Below are 19,695 nucleotides of genomic sequence, written 5' to 3'. Positions count from 1 at the left end.
AGACTTCCTCCACACCTACAACCACCACCGCTGCCACACCGCACTCGGCGGCCAGCCCCCGATCAGCCGGGTCAACAACCCTGCGGGTCAATACATCTAGTGCGTGTCGCACCGCCGGTCAGTTCACAGGTTGTCCCCCCAGCCGCCCTGGATCATGGTCTGGAAGGCCCAGGAACCGCCGCGCCTGATCAGGATGTCCGCGTAGCGCAGGCGCTGGGTGCCCTCGTCCGTCGTCATCACCGAGTCGGTGAACACGACGGCCATCGCGGGGGAGAGGAAGACCGGTGTGCGCGTGGACTCGAAGGTGATGTCCGCGCTGCCCTCCCCCATGACGTGCGTCATCGTCCCCACGAACTGCTCCCGGTCCCACTGCGCCGCCCGCCCGTCGCCCGCGGAGTCGTCGCTGACGAGGTTGAGCGGGAAGACGGCCAGGTCGGCCATGCGCTCCACGTCGCGCTTCGCGCTGTGGGCGTCGTACTCGGCGAACCAGGCGTCCAGGCTCGCGCGGTCCTCGTCGGTCGGGACGTATCCGGTCTCGGGCAGAACGGTCATGCGGTCTCCTTCATTCGGCTGCCAGTGCAGTCATCAAGTTTGACTAATAACAGAGAAGGTATGCCTCGGAGACCCACTAGTCAAACTTGAATAAGCGTGACGCCGGTCACACCCGCTCGCCGGTGCGGTCGTGGCGTCAGCGGAAGCGGACCACGACCGCCGTCGCGTGCCGCGTGGTGCTCTGCCGCACCTCGGCCAGCACAGCGGGCTCCTCCGGCAGCGCCGCGTACGTGACCTCTCCGATGCCGGCCGCCGTCGCCACCCCCTCGCCCACCGGCTCCGGCAGCACCCGGCCGGCCGCCGAGCGCACCTCGGGGGCGAGGGGCGACGACACCACGGGGGTGCCGTCGCCCGGCAGGGCGAGGACGAGCGCCTGGGGGTGCGCCGGAGGCCCCGTGCAGCCGATCACCACGGCGTCCCGGGTGTCGCTGTGGCGCAGCTTCAGCCACGCGCGCGCGCCGCTCCGGTACGCCCCGTCGAGCCGCTTCACCACAAGCCCCTCGACGCCGGTCGCCGGCAGCGTCTCGTACCAGGTCAGGGCGGTGTCGCGGTCGGTCGTCGACGGGACCGCCTGGAGCGGCGGCCCCCAGGGCGCGAGCAGCCGTACGAGGCGGGCGCGCCGCTCCGCGTACGGCAGCCGGCGGCAGTCGTCGCCGCCCTCCGCGAGCAGGTCGAACGCCGCGTACGACGCGGGCAGGGCGCGCGCGAGGGCTCCCGCGCGCAGCGGGGTCGCCGCCGCGCGCTGCTGCACGGCCGCGAAGTCGATGCGCCCGCCGGACCAGACCACGACCTCGCCGTCGAGGGCGGTGCCCGCGGGCAGCCGGGCCGCGGCGCGCTCCAGGTCGGGGAAGGCCGCGGTGACGTTCCGTCCGGAACGGGCCTGGAGCGTCACCTGCCCGGCCTCGTCCAGGAGGATGACCATGCGATGCCCGTCGAACTTCGGTTCGTACGCCCAGCCGTCCCCCTCCGGCAGCGCCATCACGCTCTCCGCCAGGGCGACCCGCACGGGCCGCCGCAGGGTCACCGCGCGCTCCCCGGGGGCAGTGCGCCGGCCCGGCCGGGGTCGAAGAGGGGGGCGAGCAGGTCGCCGCCGTGCCCGTCGAGGCGCGGCGCGATGTCGCCCGCGGTGAAGAAGAGCTGCCCCGGCTCCTCGCACGCCTCGATCTCCTCCCAGGTCACGGGCGCGGAGACGGTCGGCTCGCGGCGGGCCCGCAGGGTGTAGGGGGTGGCGGTCGTCTTGGCGGCGGCGTTCTGGCTGAAGTCGACGAAGACCTTGCCCGGACGCAGGCTCCGCGTCATGCGGTGCACGACCAGGTCGGGGAACTCCCGCTCGGCCTCCACGGCGAGGGCCTTCGCGTACGCCGTGACCCGTTCGGAGGGCGTCGGCTCCAGCGGGACGAGCAGATGGAGGCCCTTGCTCCCGGACGTCTTCGCGTACACGTGGAGGGCGTCGGCCCGCAGCCGGTCCCGCAGCCAGAGCGCCGCCCGGCAGCACTCCACGACGGTGGCGGGAGGGCCCGGATCGAGGTCGAGCACCAGCCGGTCCGCCCGCGCCGGAGCCGCTGCCCGCCACTGCGGGGTGTGGAACTCCGTCACCGTGTTGGCCGCCCACATCAGCGAGGCCAGGTCCTGTACGAGGACCTGGCGCGTGGTGCCGTCGGAGCGCGTCACCTCGGCGGTCGGCAGCCAGTCGGGGGCGCCCGGCGGCACGTTCTTGGCGAAGAAGCTCTGGCCCTCGGGCCCGTCGGGGTAGCGCAGGAAGGAGACGGGGCGGTCGCGGAGGTGGGGGAGGAGTACCTCCGCCGTGGCCGCGTAGTAGTGCAGTACCTCGCCCTTGGTGAAGCCGCTCGCGGGATAGATGACCTTGTCCAGGTTGCTGAGCGAGAGTCTTCGCCCCTCCACCTCTGTGATCGGCGTCATACGATGAGAGTCGCACAAATCGTGACAAACCCCACGACGCGAGATGGGAGGTGCCGGACGTGCGGTCGATCTGGAACGGCGCGATCTCCTTCGGCCTGGTCAGCATCCCCGTCAAGCTGGTGAACGCCACCGAGAACCACTCGGTCTCCTTCCGCCAGGTCCACACGGAGGACGGCGGCCGCATCCGCTACCGCAAGGTGTGCGAGGCGGAGGACCGCGAGGTGGAGTCGGCGGAGATCGGCAAGGGGTACCAGGACGCGGACGGCTCGATCATCCCGATCACCGACGAGGACCTGGCCTCGCTGCCCCTCCCCACGGCCAGGACGATCGAGATCGTCGCCTTCGTGCCCGCCGACCGCGTCGACCCGCTCCAGATGGACACCGCCTACTACCTCTCGGCCAACGGGGTGCCCGCCACCAAGCCGTACACGCTGCTGCGCGAGGCGCTCAAGCGGACCGACAAGGTGGCCGTCGCGCGGTACGCGCTGCGGGGCCGGGAGCGGCTCGGCATGCTGCGTGTCGTCGACGACGTGATCGCCATGCACGGCCTGCTGTGGCCCGACGAGATCCGGCAGCCGGAAGGGGCGGCGCCCGACGCGCGCGTCACGGTCCGCGACGCCGAACTCGACCTGGCGGACGCCCTGATGGACACGCTCGGCGAGGTCGACATCGCCACGCTCCACGACGACTACCGCTCGGCGGTCGAGGAGCTGGTCGCCGCGAAGGTGCGGGGCGGTACGACGACGGAGCGGGCCCCCGCCGCCGACGCGGGCGGCGGCAAGGTCATCGACCTGATGGCCGCCCTGGAGAACAGCGTCCGGGCGGCGCGTTCGGCCCGGAGCGGCGCGGCGGAACCCGGAGAGGCCGCCGAGGGAGGCCGGGTCGCGGAGGTGACCCGGCTTCCGGGGCGGTCGGCGAAGCGGGCGGGGGCCGCGTCCGGCCGGAAGGGGGCATCCTCCGCGAGGGCGCCGGGGAAGGCCGCCGATGCGGCCTCCGCGAGCAAGGGTGCCGCCGCCAAGCCGGCTTCCGGCGGCAAGCCGGCTTCCGGCGGCAAGCCGGCTTCCGGCGGCACGGCCGCTTCCTCGGCCGGGGCCGGTGCCCGCGGCAAGGGGGCCGCCGCGAGCAAGTCCGCCGCCGGGAAAGCGGCGGGAGCCGGAGGCGGCTCCGCGAAGAAGGCGGCCTCGGGCAAGAGTGCTGCGGCGAAGACGGCTCCGGCGAAGACCGCTTCCACGAAGGCCCCTTCAACGAAGGCCCCTTCAACGAAGGCGGCTCCGGCGAAAGCCGCTCCGGCGAAAGCGGCTTCGGAGAAGGCGGGAAAGAGTGCCGCGGCGGCGAAGAAGGGCACCGCCGGGCGTCGCGCGTCGGCGTGATTCCGCGGGGGCGGCGAGGGGCGTCGAAACCGGGCGCCGGGCGGCCAGGTTGACGCGGAGGGGCAAATTGCAAAGCCCGGGCGGTCACGGCCGAGGCCCCCGGCCGTGAAGGAGTGCGCGCCCCTGATTTGCGCCCTCACGTAATCCGGTCAAATCACACGCTTACCCCCTCGGCCGACGTGTGATCAATGTCACAAAGCCTTGATGGAATTAGATCCTCCGCGCAAGGATTCCTGCGGACGTAAAGGGATTCTTTGAGATTACCGGGGGGATCTAGGTAAATGGCGGGGAATCCATTCGAAGATGAGGGTGGCCGATATCTGGTGCTCGTCAACGACGAGAACCAGCACGCCCTCTGGCCCGCGCAGCTCGACGTGCCGGCAGGCTGGAACGTGGCGCAAGAGGCGAGTTCACGGGCCGATTCACTGGCCTATGTGGAGCGGAACTGGACGGACATGCGTCCGGCGAGCCTGATATCCGGTTCCTGACGTGGCCGAACGCGCCGGAGAAGCGGGAAAGGCGAAATCGGCGGCAGGAGAAAAGGGGCAGCCAGGGCGTTTCAGTGACGCAGGCCCCTTGCTGCTCGTCTGGTCGGGACAGGTCGTCTCACTGGTCGGAAGCGCCGTTCTCAGATTCGCTTTCATCATCGAGGTCTGGTCGAGCGGCGAGCAGGCGACCGCCGTCACCGCGCTGTCGCTCTGCGCCCTGCTCCCGCAGGCCCTGTTCAGCCCGTTCGCGGGCGCGATAATCGACCGTATCCGCAAACGGTCCGCCCTGCAGATCGCCGACATCGGCGGACTCGTGACCGTCGGCACCCTCAGCCTGATCCACTTCTTCGGCGGCGGGCTCGAACCGTGGCAGGTCTATCCGGCCACCGTCCTCCTCGGCGTCTCCGCGGCGTTCCAGCTCCCCGCGCTCACCGCCGCCGTGCCCCTCCTGGTGCGCAAGGACCAACTCGGGCGCGCCAACGGCCTGCTGGCCGGGGCCAGGAGCGCCGCGGGCATCTGCGGCCCCGCGCTCGGCGGCGTCATGGTCGCCGTCTCCGGCATCGGCGCCGTCCTCGTCATCGACCTGGCCAGCTACGCCTTCGCGCTCATCGGCGTACGCATCGTCCGCATGAGGGGCGACAAGGTCCCCGCGGGCGCGGGCGCGCCCCGCAAGAAGATCACCGCGGAGGCCGTCGACGGCCTGCGCTACCTCTTCCGGCAGGCGAGCCTGCGCGACATGACCGTCAACTTCTGCACGGTCAACCTCGTGATGGTCTTCGGCTTCGCCGTCATCCAGCCCATGGTCCTGCTCAAGTCGGGCAACGGCGCGCTCGCCGCCGTGAACAGCGCGATCGGTGTCGGCGGTGTCGTCGGCGGCCTGCTGATGGCCGCCTGGGGCGGACCGAAGAACCGGGGCAGGGGCATGATGCTCGGCATCGTCGGCATGTGCCTCACGGCGCAGCTCGCGATGTCGCTGGCCGGCGGCGTCGCCGGGTGGTGCGCGGCCATGCTGCTCGGTTCGCTGCTCATGACGCTCGTCAACGCCTCGATGCAGGCGATCGTGCAGACCAAGGTGCCCCACGAGTGGCAGGGCAGGGTCTTCGGCGCGGTCATGTTCCTCTCGCAGATCTCCGTGCCGGTGGCCACGGCGGTCTCCGGGCCGCTCGCCGACCACGTCTTCGAGCCGCAGGCCGCCGACGGGGCGGGCGTCTTCACGCTCATCGGCCCGCTGTTCGGCGACGGCCCCGGAAGCGGCATGGCCGGGATGCTCTTCCTCGCGGGCGTGGCCGGGCTCGCGGTGGCGCTGTGGGGTCTGGCGAGCCGTTCGATCAGGGACATCGACAACCTGCTGCCGGACATCGACGACACCCCCGCCGAGCCGGGCGGGCCGAAGGCCGGGGGCGGTGAGAAGGATGACGACGCGGTGCGTGCATGAGCTCTTCGAGGAGCAGGCGGCACGGACGCCCGGCGCGACCGCGCTCGTGTACGGGGACGAGCGGCTGAGCTACGCCGAACTCGACGCGGCGGCGGCGCGGCTGGCGGGCCTCCTCGTGGCGCGCGGCGTGACGCGCGGCGACACCGTGGGCGTCTGCCTGGAGCGCTCCGCGGAGCTTGCCGTGGCGGTCGTCGCCACGCTCAAGGCCGGGGCCGGCTACGTGATGCTCGACCCCGGCTTCCCGGCGGCACGGCTGCGCGCCATGGCCGCGGACGCGGGAGTGACGGCGGTCCTGACCCGGCGCAACGCACCACCACGGGCATGGCCCGAAGCGACACCCGCACCGGAAGCGACACCCTCGCTGGAAGCCGTGCCTGTGCCCTCGCCCGAGACGGCGTCAGTGCCGGAAGCGGCGTCCACGTCCGGAGCCGTGGCCTCGCCCGGGACGGCGTCCGTGCCCGTGCCTTCAGCGGCGTCCGTGCCCGGAGCGGTGCCCTCGCCCGAGGCGGTGTCCTCGCCTGACGCGGTGTCTCCGCCCGAGACGGCGTCCACGTCCGGAGCTGTGCCCGCGCCCGAGGCGGCGTCAGTGCCGGAAGCGGCGTCCGCGTTCGGAGCCGTGGCCTCGCCCGGGACGGCGTCCCCGCCCGGAGCCGTGCCCGTGCCCGCAGTGGCGTCCCCGCCCGAAACCGTGCCCGCGGGGCCAGCCGCCCCCCTTCTCATCCCCGTGGAAGACGCCGCCCAGGCGGACCCGTTGCCTCGTGGTGCCGTTGCCGTGGCGGGGGGCGACGTGGCCTGTGTGATGTTCACCTCCGGGTCCACCGGGCGGCCCAAGGGCATCGTCGCTCCGCACCGCGCCGTGACCGCCACGCTGACGGGGCAGGACTTCGCCTCGTTCGGCCCCGGCGCGGTCTGGCTGCAGTGCGCTCCCGTGTCGTGGGACGCGTTCGCGCTGGAGCTGTGGGGGCCGCTGCTCGGCGGCGGCACCTGCGTGCTGCACCCGGGGCGCCGCCCCGACCCCGTGGTGATCGCCCGGCTCGTCGCGGCGCACGGCGTGACGTCGATGTACTTGTCCGGGTCGCTCTTCAACGTCGTCGTCGACGAGTACCCGCAGGCCATCGCCGGGCTGCGCGAGCTGATCGTCGGCGGCGAGGCGCTCTCGCCCCCGCACGTGGCCCGCGCCCTGGAGCGCCGGCCGGACCTCCGGCTGAGCAACGGCTACGGCCCCGTCGAGTGCATGGTCTTCCTCACCGTCCACCGGATCACCCCCGAGGACGTCCGCGACGGCCGCCCCGTGCCGATCGGCAGGCCCTTGCACGGCAAGCGCCTCCACGTGCTCGACGAGCGGCTGCGGCCGGTCCCCGACGGCGAGCGGGGCGAACTGTACGCCGCGGGAGCGGGGGTCGCCCGCGGCTACTGCGACGCCACCCTGACCGCCGAACGCTTCGTCGCCGCACCCTCCGCGGCCGGCGGCGAACGCCTCTACCGCACCGGCGACCTGGCCCGCCGCCGCCCCGACGGAGTCTTCGAGTACCTCGGCCGCGCCGACGACCAGGTCAAGATCCGCGGCTTCCGCGTGGAGCCCGGCGAGGTCGAGGCCGTCCTCACCCGCCACCCCGCGGTCGACCGTGCCGCCGTGGTGGCCGCCCGCGCCGACGCGGACGGGGAGCGGCAGCTCGTCGCGTACGTGGTGCCCGGCGGTGACCGCTCCCTGCCGCCCTCCGAGGCCGCACTGCGGGCCCACGCGGAGCGGCAGCTCGCCGAGTACCTGGTGCCCGCGGCCTTCGTCGTCCTGGACGCCCTGCCGCTGACCCCGAGCGGCAAGCTGGACCGCGCGGCGCTCCCCGAGCCGCCCCGTGCCCGCGCGGTCACGACCCCCGCGGGCACCACCGCCGCGGGCACCACCCCCGGGGCCGCCCGCGGCGAGACGGTCCACGCGCTCCGCGCCCTGTTCGCCGATGTCCTCCGCGTCCCCGAGGCAGGCGCCGACGACGACTTCTTCGCCCTGGGCGGCCACTCGCTGCTGGCCGCGCGGGTACTCGGCCGCGTCCGCGCCACGCTCGGCGCCGAGCTGGACCTGCGTACGCTCTTCGACGCGCCCACCCCCGCCGCGCTCGCCCCGCACGTCGACGCGGCGGCCAAGGCCCCGAGGGCCCCCGATGCCCCGCCGCGCGAGAGCCCGGACGCGGCGGCCCCGCTGCCCGTCTCGCCCGCCCAGGCCCGCCTCTGGTTCCTCGACCGGCTCGGCGCCGGAGTCGCGTACAACCTGCCCATGCTGGTGCGGCTGCGGGGCGAGGTCGACGCGGACGCCCTCGCCGACGCGCTCGGCGACGTGGCCGAGCGGCACGAAGTGCTCCGTACCGTCTTCGACGAGGTGGACGGCGCCCCGGTGCGGCGCGTGCTCGACGGAGCCGCCGCCCGGCCGCCGTTCCGGCACACGGTGCTGGACGGGCGGGACATGGACGCGGCGGTCCGGGACGCCGCCCGGCACCGCTTCGACCTGCGGGGCGAACCGCCCGTCCGCGCCGCCCTGTTCAGCGTGCGCGAGCGGCCCGGCGACCACGCGCTGCTCGTCCTGGTCCACCACATCGCGGGCGACGGCTGGTCACTGGCCCCGCTCTTCCGCGACCTCACGCGGGCCTACACGGCGAGAACCACGGCCACGGCCCCGCCGCCCCTGCCGCCCCTGCCCGTCCCCTACGCCGAGCACGCCCGCCGCCAGGCGGCCCGCATCGGCACCCCGGCCGACCCGGAGTCGCCCGCGGCACGGCAGATCGCGTACTGGCGGCAGCGCCTGAGCGGGCTCGCCCCCGGCGGCCCCCTCCTCCCCAGGCGCCAGGACCGCCCCGCCGTGCCGGGCCCCGCCGCGGCCACCGTCGTGCGGCGGCTCGGCGCCCAGGCCCACGCCCGGCTGCTCGACGCCGCCCGCGCCCAGGGCGCCACCCTCTTCATGGCCCTGCACACCGCCCTCGCCGCGGCCCTCGTACGGGCGGGCGCGGGCGAGGACCTGGCGATCGGCGCGCCCGTGGCCGGACGCGCGGCGGACGGCGGCGTCGAGGACGCCGTCGGGTTCTTCGTGAACATGCTCGTGCTGCGCACCGACCTCTCGGGCGACCCCACCGCACGGGAGGCGCTCGCCCGGGTCAAGGAGGCCGACCTCGCCGCCTTCGCCCACCAGGACGTGCCCTTCGAGGACGTCGTGGGCGAACTCAACCCGGTGCGGCCCCCCGGCAGGCAGCCGTTCACGGACGTCGTCCTCGCCCTGCAGAACAACGCGCGCGCCGAGGTCGGCCTGCCGGGTGCCGACGCCGGGGTGGAGGTGGTGCGCACCGGCGAGGCCCGCTTCGAACTGCTCGTGGACGTCACCGAGGAGACCGGCCCCGGCGGCACCCCCGAGGGCCTGACGCTCACCTTCGAATACCGCTCCGACAGCCTGGAGGAGCGCTTCGCGACCTGGCTCGCGGACGCGCTGCCCGAGGCCCTGGAGACGGCCGCCGCCGCACCCGGCACCCGGCTCGGCGAGCTGATCGCCACCGGGCCGCCCCGTACGGCGGGGACGAGCGACACCGTCGCGGGACCGGCGGCGGCGAAGACGCCGGGCACCGGGCCCTCCACCCCGCTGGAGCGGGAGATCGCCGCCGTCTGGCGCGACGTCCTCGGCGTCCCCGACGTGGGCCGGGACCAGGACTTCTTCGCCCTGGGCGGCAACTCACTGCGCGCGGTGCGCGTCGCGGCCCGCCTCACCACCGCCGTACGGACCGCGACGGCCGCGCAGCTCTTCGCCGCGCCCACCGTCGCCGCCCTCGCGGCCGAACTGGAGCGCGCCCCCGCCGTGGCCGCGCCCGCCCCGGCCCCCATTCCCCGGCGCCCGCGCGTGCCCCGGCAGCAGGACCAGCAGAGCCACCTCGGCAGGCAGCAGGAGGAGAGACCGTGGACCTCAGCGTGATGTTCTTCGGCGCGGACAGCGGCGCCGCGCCGGGGACCGCTCCGGAAGCGGGGGCGGGGGGCCACGCGCGGACGTACGAGGACATCCTCACCGTCGCCCGTACCGCCGACCGCCTCGGCTTCCACGCCATCTGGACCCCCGAGCGCCACTTCCAGCAGGTCGGCCAGGTCTTCCCCAGCCCGCCCGTGCTCGGCGCCGCCCTCGCCGTCGCCACCGAGCGCATCGGCATCCGCGCGGGCAGCGTCGTCCTCCCCCTGCACCATCCGCTGAAGGTGGCGGAGGACTGGGCGGTCGTCGACAACCTCTCGCACGGCAGGGTCGGCCTCTCCGTCGCCACCGGCTGGCACTCCGCCGACTTCACCCTCGCCCCCGGCCACTACGAGGACCGCAGGGAGCGCACCCTGCGGACCATCCCCGAGCTGCGCTGCCTGTGGGCGGGCGAACCGGCCGAGTACCCCGACGGCACCGGGCAGCCGGTCGCCGTCGTCCCGCAGCCCCGGCCCGTCCAGCGCGAACTGCCGCTGTGGGTCACCACGTCCGGCAACCCCGAGACCTGGGAGGCGGCCGGGCGGCTGCGCGCCGGGGTGCTCGGCGCGACCGTCGGGCAGAGCAGGGACGAGCTGGCCGAGAAGATCGCCCGCTACCGCGCCGCCTGCGCCGCCGCCCCCGAGCAGGCGGGCACCGACGCGCACGGCCGCGTCACGCTGATGGCGCACACCTACGTCGGCGCCGACGACGCCGAGGTGCACCGCCTCGCCGCCGCCCCCCTCAAGGCGTACCTCGGCTCCTACCTGCGCCAGACCGCCGCCAACCGCGCGGGCGACAGCACCGGCCTGACGGACGAACAGCACGCGATGCTCGCGGAGTTCGCCTACCGCCGCTATCTGAACTGGGGCAGCCTGCTCGGCTCGCCGGGCCACTGCGCCAAGATGCTGGCCGACCTGCGCGACCTCGGCGTCGACGAGGTGGCCTGCTTCATCGACTTCGGCGTCGGACGCGACGAGGTACTCGCGGGGCTGCACCGCCTCGCCGAGCTGAGAGAGGCCGCACAGTGACCCCGAACCAGCCTTCGACCCCGGGCCGGCCCTCCATGGCCGACCGCTTCGGCGCCCTCAGCGGCGAGCAGCGGGTGCGCCTGATGCGCCGCCTCGTCGACGCGGGCCGGGTCCACGAGATCCCCGCGGTCGTACCGCCGCGCGACGCCTCCGGCGCGGTGCCGCTCAGCCCCGCCCAGCGGGACCTGTGGGTGTACGAGTCGCTGTATCCCGGCACCCCGGCCCTCAACCTCTGCTGCGCGTACCACTTCGACGCGGCGGACGGCCCGGTCGACCCCGCCGATCTGGAGGCCGCGCTCACCCTGGTCCAGCGCCACCACGACATCCTGCGCACCCGGATCTCCGGCACGGCCGACGACCCCCGCGTGGAATTCCCCGACGAGGGCCCGTTCGTCCTGGAGCGCGAGGACCTGCGCGGCACCGGCACCACCATCGGGCAGGCCTTCCGCGCCTTCCGCCGCCGCCCCTTCGACCTGGGCTCCGAACGCCTCATCAGGGGCCGCTTCGTACGCGTCGACGACTCCCGCACGACGCTGATGCTGAGCCTGCACCACATCATCACCGACTGGTGGTCCTTCGACGTCCTGCAGACCGAGTTCGCCGAGGCCTACCGCGCCGTCCGCGACGGCGCCGAGCCGAAGCTGAGCCGCCCGGCGATCCAGTACGCCGACTTCGCCTCCTGGCAGGGCGAGCTGGAGGCCGCCGGGGTCTTCGGCGCCCGCCTGGACTTCTGGCGCCGCTACCTCGCGGACCCGCCGGGCCCGCTGACCGTGCCGGGCCACGGCAGCCCGGAGGCCGGCGAGGACGGCATCGTCCAGATCCGCTTCCGCGTCGACGCGGAGACCACACGGGCCGTGCGCGCCCTGGCCCGCGAGCGCGGCGCCTCGGTGTACGTCGTCCTGATGACGGCCTTCGCCGTCCTCGCCCACCGCGTGTCCGGCGCCCGCGACCTGGTGCTCGGCACCCCCGTCGCGAACCGCTCGGCCAAGGGCCTCGACCAGGTCATCGGGTACGTGATGAACGCCGTGCCGACCCGCTGGCGCATCGCCGGCGGCGACTCCTTCGCGGACGTCCTCGCCCGCTTCGGCACCGACTTCCCCGAGCTGATGGCCAACGCCGACCTGCCGGTGGGCCGCATCGTCTCGGCCGCCGCGCCCGAGCGCAGCGCGGGCCGCTCCCCGCTGTTCCAGTGGGTGTTCATGCACCTCACGGAGCAGCCGAGCGTCTCCGCCGTACGGGAGTTCGCCGAGCCCGAGCGCATCCACACCGGCGGCGAGCACGACCTCGTCGGCGTGGTGCGCGACAGCGGCGACGGCATGGACGGCAGCTTCGAGATCCGCACGGACCTCTTCTCGCCCGAGGCCGTCACCCGCTGGGCGGACAGCTACCTCGCCCTGCTCGGCCGGGTCACCGCCGATCCGTCCGCGCTCCTGAGCGACCTCGACGTGGTGCCCGCGGCCGAGCGCCGCCGCCTCCTCGCCCTGGCCGAGGGCCCGGCCGCCCCCGCCCCGGAGTCCCTGCCGGACACGGTCGCCCGGCACGCCGCCCGCACCCCCGACGCGCCCGCCGTCGAAGCCGAGGGGCTGCACCTCACGTACGCCCGGCTCGCCGACCGCGTGGACCGCTTGGCGGGTCTCCTCGCCCGGCGCGGCGCGGGCCCCGAGCGGACCGTGGCGGTCGCCCTCGGGCGTGGCGCCGATTCCGTCGTGGCGGCGCTCGCCGTGCAGCGGGCGGGCGCCGCGTACCTGCCGCTCGACCCCGACTACCCGGCCGAACGCCTGCGCCGGGCACTGGACGACGCGGCGCCCGTGCTGCTCGTCACCGACGCGGCGGCGGTGCTGCCCGAGGCGGACGTGCCGCGCCTGGTCCTCGACCAGGGGGCCTACGAGGGCGAGCCCATCGGCGACGTGCCCTCCGCGCCCGGCCGGCCCGCCTACGTCATCCACACCTCCGGCTCCACCGGCACCCCCAAGGGCGTCGTCGTCACCCACGCCGGGATCGCCGCGCTCACCCACAGCCTCACGGAACGCCTCGCGCTGGACGCCGGCGCACGCGTCCTCCAGCTCGGCTCACCCGCGTTCGACATCTCCGTGGCCGAGATGTGCATGGCCTTCGGGCCCGGCGGCACCCTCGTGGTGCCACCGCCGGGGCCCCTCGCGGGGGACGGGCTCGGCAGGGTCATCGCCGAGCGGCGGATCTCCTGCGCGATGGTGCCGCCCTCCGTCCTCGCGAGCGTGCCCGAGGGCCCCTACCCGGCGCTGCGCGTGCTCGCCGTCGGCGCCGAGGCGTGCCCGCCCGACCTGGTGAAGCGCTGGGCCGTCGGCGGCCGCCGCCTCCACAACGCCTACGGGCCCACGGAGGCCACCGTCGCCGCGACCCTCTCGGGGCCGCTCGCCGGCGACGGCACCGCGCCGCCCCTCGGCACCCCGGTCGCCGGCGCCGCCGTCCACGTCCTCGACGAGCGGCTGCGCCCCGTGCCGACCGGCGTCGCGGGCGAGCTGTACCTGGCGTCGGCGGGCCTCGCCCGCGGCTACCTCGGCCGGCCCGCCGCCACCGCCGAACGCTTCGTCGCCGACCCGTACGGCGCCCCCGGCTCCCGCATGTACCGCACCGGCGACCTCGCCCACCGCGACGACGACGGCACCCTGCACTACCTGGGCCGCACCGACGAACAGGTCAAGCTGCGCGGACTGCGCGTCGAGCCGGGCGAGATCGCCGCGGTCCTCGCCGAGCACGCGTCGGTGGCCCGCGCCGTGGCCGTCGTCCGTACCGACGGGACGGGCCGCCCGCAGCTCACCGGCTACGCGGTCGCCGCCCCCGGCCACACCGTCGACCCCAACGGCCTCCTTGCGCACGCGGCGGCCAGGCTGCCCGCGCACATGGTGCCCGCGGACGTCGTGGAGCTGCCGGAGATCCCCCTCACCCCCAGCGGCAAGCTCGACAGGGCGGCCCTGCCCGCGCCCCGCGCCGCCACGGCGTCACGGGCACCCGCGTCGGCCCGCGAGAAGGAGCTGTGCGGCCTGTTCGCGCAGGTGCTCGGCGTCGCGGAGGTGGGCGCCGACGACGACTTCTTCCGGCTCGGCGGCGACAGCATCATGGCCATCCAGCTCACCGGACAGGCGTCGGCGGCCGGACTCGTCCTCGCCCCGCGCGACGTGTTCACGCTGCGCACCCCCGCCCAACTGGCGCTGCACGCCCGGACGCAGGCGGACGGCGGCGCACACGCGGCGGACCCCGGTGTGGGCCGCTTCCCGCTCACGCCCGTGATGCGGTGGTGGCTCGGCCAGGGCGGCGACACCTGGGCGTTCACGCAGTCCATGGTGTTCCCCGTGCCGTCCGGCACGGCCCCGGAGCGCGTCCGCGCGGCCGTGCGCGGCCTCGCGGAGCGGCACGGCGCCCTGCGGACGCGGCTCCTCGCGGCGGACCTCCAGGCCGAGGTGGCGCCGGCGGTACCGGCCGGCGCGGAACCCGTGCGCGTCGAGGTCGCCCCCGGCGACGACGCCCTGGCCACGGCCCGGCGGCTCGCGGCCAGGACGCGCCTCGCCCCCGAGGACGGCGAGATGATGCGGGCGGTCTGGCTCGACGCGGGAGACGACCGCGCGGGCCTGCTCCTGCTGACCCTGCACCACCTGGCGGTCGACGGCGTGTCCTGGCGGGTGATCGGGCCGGAGCTCGCCGCCGCGCTGGCCGCCCCCGCCGAGGCGCCGTGCGGTCCCGCCCCGGCCGCCCCCGGCACCTCCTTCCACCGCTGGGCCCACCTCATCGCCGAGGAGTCCGAGCGGCCCGAGCTGACCACCGAGCTGAGCTGGTGGCGCACGGCCCTCACGGCGGCGGCCGACGCCAGGATCGCCGAGGGCCGGGGCGCGGGGGCCCGCCGCGGCACCCTCACCGTCGACCTGCCCGCCGACCTCACAGAGGCGGCGCTCACGACCCTGCCCGCCGCCTACAACTGCGGCCCCGACGCGGTGCTCCTGTCCGCGCTCGCCTCGGCGGCCGTACGCCACCGGGGCACGGGCACGGGCCTGCTCGTCCATCTGGAGGGCCACGGCAGGCAGGCCCTTTCGGTGCCCGTGGACGTCTCCCGCACAGTCGGCTGGTTCACCACGCAGTACCCGGTCCTGCTCGACGCCGGGCGGCCGGGCGAGACACCGGCGGGCGAGGTGCTGAAGGCGGTCAAGGAGCGGCTGCGGGCCGTGCCGAACGGCGGCATCGGCTGGGGCCTCCTGCGCCACCTCAACCCGGAGACGGCGGCGGAGCTGGCGGAACTCCCGGTACCCGACGTCCGCTTCAACTACCTCGGCCGCCTCACCGCGGGCGACGCGGCGGGCGGCGAACTCCTCGACGGCGGCCCGGGCACCGTGCCGCTGGCCCACGCCCTGGAGATCGACGCCCTCGCCAAGGACGGCCCCGAAGGGCTGCTCGTCGAGGCGACCTTCTCGTACGCGGAGGGCGTCGTCGCCAGGGACGAGGTGCGCGAACTCGCGACCCGGTGGCGCGAGGCCCTGGACCTGCTGGTGCGCGAGACACAGGAGGGCGGCCCGGTCGGCGCCACCCCGTCCGACTTCCCGCTGGTGGACCTCTCGGCGGAGCAACTGGCCCTGCTCGAAGGCGGCCTCGACGGCTTGGACGACGGTGGCCCGGGTGATCCGGGTGATCCGGGTGATCCGGGTGATCCGGGTAGTTCGGGCAGTCCGGGTAGTCCGGGTGGTCCGGGCGGCATGGACGGCTTCGGGCCGGGGCCGGAGAGCGACCGGTGAGCGGGCGCATCGCGGACGTCCTGCCGCTCACCCCCGTACAGGAGGGCCTGCTCTTCCACGCCGTACGGGACACCGAGGGACCCGACCCGTACCTCGTCCAGGCCCGGTTCCACATCGGCCCCGCCGTCACGGCGAGCGCGCTGCGCACCGCGCTCGCCGCCCTCCTGGAGCGGCACCCGAACCTCCGCGCCTGCTTCCGGTACGCACGCCTCGACCGCCCGGTGCAGGTCGTCCCGCACTCCGTCACGCCGCCCTGGACGGAGGCCGACCTGACAACGCTGCCATCGGCCGACGCGGAGGCAAGGACCGACGCCCTCCTCGCCGACGACCGCGCGCGCCGCTTCGACCTGACGCGTCCGCCGCTGCTCCGCGCCCTGTTCCTGCGCCGCGCCGACGGAGCGGAACTCGTCCTCACCTTCCACCACATCCTGCTCGACGGCTGGTCCGTCCCCGTCCTCGAACGGGACCTCGCGGCCCTCGTCACCGGGGAGAGCCTGCCGCCCGCCGTGCCCTACCGGAACTACGCGCTCTGGCTGAGCCGCCAGGACCAGGGCCGCGCCGAGGCCGCCTGGCGCGACGCCCTCGCGGGCCTGGAGCGGCCGGCGCCGCTCGTGCCCCGCGGCCGGGACGGCACCGCGGAGCCCGACACGGTCAGACGGCACCTCACCGCAGAGCTGACCACGGCCCTCACCCGGCGCGCCGCCGAAGCGGGCGTCACGCTCAACACCCTGGCGCAGACCGCGTGGGCCCTGGTGCTCGCCCGCATGACCGGCGGCCGTGACCTGGTCTTCGGCGGCGTCGTCGCGGGCCGCCCGCACGATCTCCCCGGCGCCGGGGAGATGGTGGGCCTGTTCATCAACACGCTGCCGGTACGGATACGGCTCCGCGACGGGGAGACCGTCGGGGACCTCCTCGCCCGCGTCCAGGACGAGCAGTCACGGCTCGTCCCGTACCACCACGTGCGGCTGGCGGAGGTGCGGCGGGGCCTCGCCGGCGGCCAGGGCGCGGGGACGCTCTTCGACTCCGTGTTCGCCTTCGAGAACTTCCCGCGCCGTGCCGAGGAGACGCCGGACGGCCCGCACACCGTCCGCGTACGGGACGTCCGCGACGCCACCCACTACCCCGTCACGCTCGCCGTCGTCGCGGGGGAGCGGATGCTGCTCTCGGTCGGCTGCCGGTACGGCCTCTCGGCGGAGGCCGTCACGGCCCGTGTGGTCCGCGCCTTCGAACAGCTCGCCGGTGACCCCGCCGCGCCGGCCGACCGCATCGACGTACTCCCCGGCGCGGAGCACCGCGAGCTGCTCGCGCGGGCCGCCGGGGCCCCGGCGGCCGCACCGCCGGGCCCCGCCACCGTGACCGCGCGGTTCGCCGCCCAGGCGGCCCGCACCCCGGACGCACCCGCCGTCGAGAGCGGTGACGAGGTCCTCACGTACGCGGACCTCGACGCCGCCGCCGACCGGCTGGCCCGGCGGCTCGTCGCGGCGGGCGTGGCGCGGGGGGCCACGGTCGCCCTGCTCCTGCCCCGCTCGGCGTCCCTGGTCGTCGCCCAGCTCGCCGTGCTCAAGGCCGGCGCGTGCTGGCTTCCGCTGGACCCGGCACAGCCGGGGGAGCGGGTGCGGCGGCTGCTGGGGGCGGCGTCGGCGGGGCTCGTGGTGAGCCGGGGCGAGCCGTCCCTCGAACTGCCCGTCGGCGTACGCCACGTCGACCTGGCCGCCGAGTCGCCGGAGGCGGCGGGACTCGTCGACCGCTCGCACCCCGAGGCCCCGGCCTGCGTGATGTACACCTCCGGGTCGAGCGGGGAGCCCAAGGGGGTCGTCGTCCCGCAGCGGGCCATCGCGGAGCTGGCGGCGGACAGCCGCTTCCGGGACGCCGGGCGGAGCCCGCACCGCCGTGTGCTGCTGCACAGCCCGCACACCTTCGACGCCGCCACCTACGAGGTGTGGGTCCCGCTCCTGAACGGCGGCACGGTGGTGGTCTGCCCCGACGAGCCCGTGACCCCGGGCCTCCTCGCCCGCGTACTGCCCGAGCGGGGCGTCACCGCGCTCTGGCTCACGGCCGAACTCTTCCGCACGGTCGCCGACCTGGCGCCCGCCGCGCTGGGCGCGGCGCGCGAGGTGTGGACCGGCGGCGACGTGGTGGACCCCGAAGCGGTGCGCCGCGTCCGCGACGCCTGCCCGGACACGGCCGTGGTGAACGGCTACGGACCCACCGAGGCCACGGTCTTCGCCACGGCCCACCGCGTCCCGCGGTCCCCGCGGGGCGGCCCGCTGCCGATCGGCACGCCCCTGGACGGCACCCGCGCCCACGTGCTCGACGCACGGCTGCGCCCGGTGCCCGACGGCTGCGCGGGGGAGGTCTACCTCGCGGGAGCGGGGCTCGCCCACGGCTACCTCGGCCGCCCGGCGGCCACCGCCGAGCGCTTCGTCGCCGACCCGTACGGCCCGCCGGGCGCCCGCATGTACCGCACCGGCGACCTGGCGCGCCGGAACCGCGACGGCGGCCTCGTCTTCGTCGGCCGCGCGGACGACCAGGTGAAGATCCGCGGCTTCCGCGTCGAACCGGCGGAGGTGGAGGCGGCGCTGGAGTCCTGCCCCGGGGTGACCCGCGCGGCCGTGGCCACGAGACCAGCACCGGACGGCGGCAAACGCCTCGTGGCATGGGTGGTCCTGGAGGAACGGGAAGCGGCGGGCGATGCCGATACCGATGCCGGGGCGCGGGGAGCCACGGGCGTGGCGGGCGTGGCCGACGCCGGGCCGCGGGTGACCGCGGGTGTGGCGGGCGAGGCCGATGCCGGGGCGCGGGGAGCCATGGGTCTGGCGGGCGAGCCCGAAGCCGATGCCGGCACACGGGGGGTCGCGGCTATGGCGCGGCGGGCCGATACCGGGGCGTGCGGAGCCACGGGCGTGGCGGGCGAGGCCGGAGCCGATGCCGGGGCGCGGGTGACCGCGGGTGTGGCGGGCGAAGCCGATGCCGGGGCGCGGGAAGCTGATGCTCAGGGTGGTGGGGTTCTGGCCGGTGTGCGTGCCGCCGCCGCGCTCGTCCTGCCCGCGCACCTCCTGCCCACCGCCTGGGTGCGCGTCGACGCCGTGCCGCTCACCCCGCACGGCAAGGCCGACCGGGCCGCACTGCCCGAACCGGCCGCGGCCGAGCAGCCCTCGCGCGCTCCCGCCACCGTCCGCGAGAAGGAGCTGTGCGCCCTGTTCGGCGACGTGCTCGGCCTCGCCGACGCCGGGCCCGACACGGACTTCTTCGCGGCCGGCGGCCACTCCCTGAGCGCGCTGCGCCTCGCGGACAGGATCGAGGCGGCCTGGGGGGTACGCGTCCCCGTGGCCGAGCTCTTCGCCGCGCCGACCCCCGCCGGACTCATCGCCCGCCTGGACGGCCCCGCTCCCGAGGGGGCCGGGGCGGACAGCCTGGCCCCGCTGCTCCCCCTGCGCGCGGACGGCGACCGCACGCCGCTGTTCTGCGTCCACCCCGGCCTCGGCGTGAGCTGGGCGTACAAGGCCCTGCTTCCGCACCTGCGCGAGGACCGCCCGGTGTACGCCCTCCAGACCCCCGTCCTCTCGGAGCCGGACGGCGCGCTCCCGGCAGACGTTCGGGAACTTGCGGCCACGTACGTCGACCGCGTCCGGTCCGTCCGGCCGCACGGCCCCTACCTCCTCCTCGGACGCTCCTTCGGCGGGCCCGTGGCGCACGAGATGGCGGTCCTGCTGCGGGCCGCCGGTGAGGAGGTCGCGCTGCTCGCCGTGGTGGACGCCATGCCGAAGCCGCCGGAGGTGGCGCACACCCCGCTCACCGAGGCCGTGGTGAGGGAGGAGGCCCAGCGCATCCTGCGCGAGAGGGGCGCCGCCCTGCGCGGCATCGGCGCACGCCGCCTGACCGCCCTGGGCGAAGCCATCGGCCGCCACGTGGAGCTGGGCCGGAGCTGGATTCCGTCCCCCTACGACGGCACGGTCGTCCTCTTCGCCGCCACCCGCGACCCGGAGGCCGTCCCGACCGAGGAGAAGGCCGGGGCGTGGCGCCGCGCGGCCACGGCCGTCGAGGTCCACGAACTGGCCTGCGCCCACACGGAGGTCATGGACGCGGAACCGGCGGCGCGGATCGCCGCCGCCCTGGAAGCCGCCATCGAAGCCGCCCTCCCACAGGGCCCCGACGTCCCCCTCCAGGGAGAGTGA

Annotated in this window: 10 protein-coding genes and 1 pseudogene; 8 read left to right on the top strand and 3 right to left on the bottom strand. The window is 75.5% G+C overall.

Going from position 1 to position 19,695, the window contains the following annotated elements; genetic code table 11:
• Window positions 1–100: pseudogene (locus AB0I16_RS30685) on the top strand (IS481 family transposase); the annotation flags it as partial.
• Between the two features lie 23 nt (window positions 101–123).
• Here the strand turns inward: AB0I16_RS30685 and AB0I16_RS30680 are convergent.
• The 3 genes from AB0I16_RS30680 to ligD all read right to left on the bottom strand — a co-directional run bounded on the left by AB0I16_RS30680 (window position 124) and on the right by ligD (window position 2,472).
• Complete coding sequence (locus tag AB0I16_RS30680) at window positions 124–552, bottom strand: nuclear transport factor 2 family protein (protein ID WP_363252898.1); 429 nt, start codon at window positions 550–552, stop codon at window positions 124–126.
• Window positions 553–688: 136 nt separating this feature from the next.
• Window positions 689–1,531 carry an ATP-dependent DNA ligase gene (locus AB0I16_RS30675; RefSeq protein WP_363252900.1) on the bottom strand — a complete coding sequence of 281 codons (843 nt, stop codon included), beginning with the start codon at window positions 1,529–1,531 and terminating at the stop codon, window positions 689–691.
• A gap of 41 nt (window positions 1,532–1,572) precedes the next feature.
• The gene (gene ligD / locus AB0I16_RS30670) at window positions 1,573–2,472 is read right to left on the bottom strand and encodes a non-homologous end-joining DNA ligase (RefSeq protein WP_363252897.1); all 900 of its coding nucleotides are present in this window, start codon (window positions 2,470–2,472) and stop codon (window positions 1,573–1,575) included.
• Between the two features lie 59 nt (window positions 2,473–2,531).
• Between ligD and AB0I16_RS30665 the strand changes: the two genes are divergently transcribed.
• The 7 genes from AB0I16_RS30665 (at window position 2,532) to AB0I16_RS30635 (ending at window position 19,695) form a co-directional block, all read left to right on the top strand.
• Entirely contained in the window at window positions 2,532–3,842 is a 1,311-nt protein-coding gene (locus AB0I16_RS30665) for a Ku protein (RefSeq protein WP_363252896.1), read from the top strand.
• Window positions 3,843–4,123: 281 nt separating this feature from the next.
• Window positions 4,124–4,330 (top strand): MbtH family protein, encoded by a 207-nt coding sequence (locus AB0I16_RS30660; protein WP_363252895.1) that lies wholly within the window; start codon window positions 4,124–4,126, stop codon window positions 4,328–4,330.
• A gap of 88 nt (window positions 4,331–4,418) precedes the next feature.
• Window positions 4,419–5,765 carry an MFS transporter gene (locus AB0I16_RS30655; RefSeq protein WP_363252894.1) on the top strand — a complete coding sequence of 449 codons (1,347 nt, stop codon included), beginning with the start codon at window positions 4,419–4,421 and terminating at the stop codon, window positions 5,763–5,765.
• The gene (locus AB0I16_RS30650) at window positions 5,758–9,708 is read left to right on the top strand and encodes an AMP-binding protein (protein ID WP_363252893.1); all 3,951 of its coding nucleotides are present in this window, start codon (window positions 5,758–5,760) and stop codon (window positions 9,706–9,708) included. The genes AB0I16_RS30655 and AB0I16_RS30650 overlap by 8 nt, the downstream gene beginning before the upstream one ends.
• Window positions 9,693–10,763, top strand: coding sequence for a MupA/Atu3671 family FMN-dependent luciferase-like monooxygenase (locus tag AB0I16_RS30645; protein WP_363252892.1), 1,071 nt, complete (start codon window positions 9,693–9,695; stop codon window positions 10,761–10,763). The genes AB0I16_RS30650 and AB0I16_RS30645 overlap by 16 nt, the downstream gene beginning before the upstream one ends.
• Window positions 10,760–15,520, top strand: a complete 4,761-nt coding sequence (locus tag AB0I16_RS30640; protein WP_363252891.1) for an amino acid adenylation domain-containing protein — start codon at window positions 10,760–10,762, stop codon at window positions 15,518–15,520. Before AB0I16_RS30645 ends, AB0I16_RS30640 begins: the two co-directional genes overlap by 4 nt.
• Window positions 15,517–19,695, top strand: coding sequence for an amino acid adenylation domain-containing protein (locus AB0I16_RS30635; protein WP_363252890.1), 4,179 nt, complete (start codon window positions 15,517–15,519; stop codon window positions 19,693–19,695). Before AB0I16_RS30640 ends, AB0I16_RS30635 begins: the two co-directional genes overlap by 4 nt.

The organism is Streptomyces sp. NPDC050703 (assembly GCF_040654435.1).
In the GTDB taxonomy this organism is placed as follows: Bacteria; Actinomycetota; Actinomycetes; order Streptomycetales; family Streptomycetaceae; genus Streptomyces.
Note: the sequence above shows the minus strand (reverse complement) of the source record. Positions and strands in the feature narration are given on the sequence as shown.

Bases quoted from the DNA above. Each gene is read 5' to 3' on its own strand.
- AB0I16_RS30680 (WP_363252898.1), bottom strand. From the start codon at position 552: ATGACCGTTCTGCCCGAGACCGGATACGTCCCGACCGACGAGGACCGC.
- AB0I16_RS30675 (WP_363252900.1), bottom strand. From the start codon at position 1,531: ATGGCGCTGCCGGAGGGGGACGGCTGGGCGTACGAACCGAAGTTCGAC.
- ligD (WP_363252897.1), bottom strand. From the start codon at position 2,472: ATGACGCCGATCACAGAGGTGGAGGGGCGAAGACTCTCGCTCAGCAAC.
- AB0I16_RS30660 (WP_363252895.1), top strand. From the start codon at position 4,124: ATGGCGGGGAATCCATTCGAAGATGAGGGTGGCCGATATCTGGTGCTC.